We start from the raw sequence: 3,005 nt of genomic DNA on the forward strand, positions 1-3,005 counted from the left end.
CAATGAAAAGGATTTTCGATGCTTATTAACTCTAACCCACTAGCTATTAGATAAGCAGGAGCAAGGACTGTGTCTCAAGCTGAAATTAACCGGCCCCTGTTTGTCTGGGTTATTTTCCTATTTACGATGTTCTCCGCTGCCTTCATGGCAATCGGTTCCTATTTCGCTTTCAGCTCTAATGCGGGCGAAATGGCAGAGTTATCGGAGTACGTGGACAATTTGGGATTCATAGATTGGGCGCTGATGGCGCTGACGACCGTTCTAAATTTGGCCGGTACGATATTTTTATTCAGGCTCAAGGTCATCGCTGTGCCCTTGCTCACTTTCGCATTTCTGCTGGGTATCGCATCAACTGTCTGGGAGGTAGCGGCAAATAACTATATCGAGGAGCTGCAATCAGTAGGACCAGGAGCCGTGGAGGGAGCCTTGTTGAGTGCCGTGATCTCAACAGCAATCGTGGCCTACTCCTGGCATTTAAAGAACAAGAATATCCTTTCATGAAACTCCACCTTTAACTGAGTACGGCCGGTACACCTCTACCGCTTTGCCTAGCAGAAATGCTTAACTGCTCGAAGAAAGATCAGCCAGGAATCTATCGCCTAAAACGAAAGCCTCTAGCAACTTACCCATCGCTTCTAACGGAAACCAATTGCAGTAATCAATTATCTAGCCAACACTCTTTATTGTTATGTGTCACTAACACGAGATGAAAGGCCATGAATAATGACAACAGAGTAAACTGGGAGTACAAAGCCATTACGTTCAGAAAACGGCAATTTCTTTCAGGCAATCCACAGCCAATAGATCTTACTGACAAACTCAACGAACAAGGTGTCCAGGGTTGGGAGTTAGTTAGCATTGTTCCTCCTGCTTTTACTGGTGCGGACGATTTTACTGCAGTATTCAAACGGCCGACCTAATGTCATTTCGTTCAAGCCAGCAAGAGCAGACAGGCCCTATCTACCTCTACCTATTGCTCCGCGCCCAAACGGTCGCGTGCAACGGCCTTTATTGCTAAGCGGCTGTATTTGGCCGTAACGACAACGGAAGGCCATGTTCGATATCGAGCTCTATATCTGGTTCGGGGACCTGCACATTAAGATACGCGAGGTAGAAATTCCTTTCTTTTGTATCAGATGCCCGACCAAATGTTAGCTTGGACGTCACGGTTAATGGCGCGATACAAGCTATGCCCATTAGTATCAAGGAAACGATCATCTGTAGTCAGATATCAGAGGTCTGAACGAGCTCGTATAGAGATGACAGAGGCATTATGAAGCGCATATACACTCGCTTTATCGACTTTCTGAGTCTAGATAGTCTTTTCCCGTGGCAGGAACATTGGGCCACCAAGAATCGCAGGCATTATGACTTTCGAGTGATATCGAGATTGAGTCGTATTGCACCCCAGGTATTCCCAGGTAAGAGAATCGATGACGTGACCTGGAGTGATCTGTGTATGGATGACGTCTTTCGTAAGCTCGATCGCACCACTAGCCTCATAGGGAGCCAGTATCTTTATGGATTGATGAGGTCTAGCGTTGCCGAGACAGGCACACTAGAAAACAGACTGGCTGCCATAAAGAACCTCGGTGATTCAGCAGAGGGCGATGAGAGATACCATGCGGCTCTAATATCGCTGAAAAATGTACTGGTATCTCCTCTCACCCGCTTGCTGCTAGAGAGGAGAGCTCTTGTCGAGATCAATAAACGTTACGTGTATGGCTGGTCACTTCTCCCAATCATTGGGCTCTCTATTGGTATGGCTTTTGGCGTAAAGGCGCTGTTTGGCATTACTCTGATATTGATCCTAATTAACTTCATTGCGTCCCGGCTATTCGAGCAACTGGTAGAGAGTGATAACAGCGATCTTTACCATGTCTTGCAACTCGTATCGGGAGCGAAGATTCTTCGTGAAGCGCTGGGCAATAAGAAATACCTTGATAGCGAGACCGCGCTCCCTGAGTTGTCCGATATTACGGCGATGAGGAGGAAACTGTTTGCCCTCTCGTTGAATCAAGGTCACCCTAATCTAATGGTGAGCAACGCAGCTTATCTGTTGAATCTGTTTTTCAATTATGACGCCTTGCTATATTGCATATTTCGGGGATACATCCAGAAACGCATTCCGCTACTTGCATCCTGCCTGCATATGGTCGGTAAATCGGATGCTTATATTAGTGTCGCTAGATACCTAAAAAACACCAGCTACTGCAGGCCATCGATCACTACCAGGCCGACCTTGGAGTTCGAAGCTTGTGTGCACCCGCTGATCGAGAAGTGTGTGCCGAATAGCCTGTCATTATCGTCCAAGTCGGCACTCCTCACGGGTTCAAATATGTCTGGTAAGAGCACGCTTCTCCGGACCATAGGTGTGAACTTTGTTCTTGGTAGATCTCTGTTCTTCTGCCATGCAAAATCAGCTGTCTTGCCCGCGGGCGAGGTAATGACATCAATAAACAGAACAGATGTAATGTCGGAAAGCACTAGTTTGTATATGGCCGAGCTTTTGCGTCTCAAGGAAATTCTAGAGGCCTCATTCAAGTCTGATTCGGCCTCAATTTTTCTAATCGACGAAATTTACAGGGGAACGAACACCGTGGAGCGAATTGCATCCTCCTCTGCAGTACTCCGTCAGCTTTCTAGCCAAAGCGTCTGCCTGGTGACAACACATGATGTCGAGCTTTCCGAATTACTAAACGACTCGTACCAGCTTTGGCACTTTGCGGAAACCGGCGACGTAGAGCGACCATTCGACTTCAAACTGAAAGCCGGACTGAATTCCGAACGTAACGCCATTAAGCTCATGGAGCGAGTCGGTTACCCTGCGATAATCGTGGATGAAGCCAGAGCCTTGGCTAACCTGAGTGGTAAGGCGTAGTGGGCATTGATCTCCGGTGGAAACGTCCGCTTATGGCCCCTTAGCTATCACTCAGATTTAAAAAGAATTCCAATGAAATTTAATCATGTAGGCATACCAACACTAGAAAAATTTGAGGGTGAAA

At 47.0% G+C, this 3,005-nt stretch carries 3 protein-coding genes; all 3 read left to right on the forward strand.

What is annotated here, in order from left to right; translation table 11 throughout:
• The first annotated feature begins 69 nt into the window (after nucleotides 1–69).
• The 3 genes from HRU21_12425 (at nucleotide 70) to HRU21_12435 (ending at nucleotide 2,881) form a co-directional block, all read left to right on the forward strand.
• On the forward strand, nucleotides 70–501 hold the full coding sequence (locus HRU21_12425; GenBank protein NRA43095.1) for a hypothetical protein: 432 nt from the start codon (nucleotides 70–72) through the stop codon (nucleotides 499–501).
• 215 nt (nucleotides 502–716) lie between these two features.
• Nucleotides 717–920 (forward strand): DUF4177 domain-containing protein, encoded by a 204-nt coding sequence (locus HRU21_12430; protein NRA43096.1) that lies wholly within the window; start codon nucleotides 717–719, stop codon nucleotides 918–920.
• Between the two features lie 539 nt (nucleotides 921–1,459).
• Nucleotides 1,460–2,881, forward strand: coding sequence for a hypothetical protein (locus tag HRU21_12435; GenBank protein NRA43097.1), 1,422 nt, complete (start codon nucleotides 1,460–1,462; stop codon nucleotides 2,879–2,881).
• Nucleotides 2,882–3,005 lie beyond the last annotated feature (124 nt).

The sequence above is a fragment of the Pseudomonadales bacterium genome, assembly GCA_013215025.1.
Classification (GTDB): Bacteria; Pseudomonadota; Gammaproteobacteria; order Pseudomonadales; family DT-91; genus DT-91.

Excerpts from the sequence above, each read along its gene's own strand:
- HRU21_12430 (NRA43096.1), top strand. The coding sequence starts at position 717 with ATGAATAATGACAACAGAGTAAACTGGGAGTACAAAGCCATTACGTTC.
- HRU21_12435 (NRA43097.1), top strand. The coding sequence starts at position 1,460 with ATGGATGACGTCTTTCGTAAGCTCGATCGCACCACTAGCCTCATAGGG.